The following is a 386-nucleotide window of genomic DNA, read 5'->3' on the forward strand; positions in this document are numbered from 1 at the left end:
GGCCAGATGGGCGGCCAGCACCGCCTCGCCGTCGGTGACCATGGAGCGGAACTTGAGGCAGCCGAACGAGCGGCCGTCGCGGCCCAGGCGCATGTGGCGGAAGATCGGGGCCCGGCCGTCGCCGGCCCAGACCAGGAGGGCGATGAGCAGGAGGAGCGGCAGCAGCAGGAACAGGGCGGTGACGGCCACGCCGACATCGAGGCCGCGCTTGGCCGCCCAGTTCAGGCGCAGGCCGCGGGCGACGAAGGGGACTTCCGGCAGGACCAGGCCGGTCACAGCCTCGGCGGCGCCGCTGACCTGACCGACGAGGTGGGCTGCAACCGGCTCGGCAACCTCCGGCTGCTCCGCCCGACGGTGCGCCGCAACGAAGTCCGCGGAGGCGGCGG

1 protein-coding gene is annotated in these 386 nt (G+C 74.6%); it reads right to left on the reverse strand.

All coding sequences use genetic code 11. The features are described from left to right. The coding region (locus OXS49_RS33460; RefSeq protein ID WP_267428794.1) for a sugar transferase at positions 1–276 on the reverse strand (276 nt) is incomplete at its 3' end. Positions 277–386 lie beyond the last annotated feature (110 nt).

It is taken from the genome of Methylobacterium sp. GC_Met_2, from assembly GCF_026540795.1.
GTDB lineage: Bacteria > Pseudomonadota > Alphaproteobacteria > Rhizobiales > Beijerinckiaceae > Methylobacterium.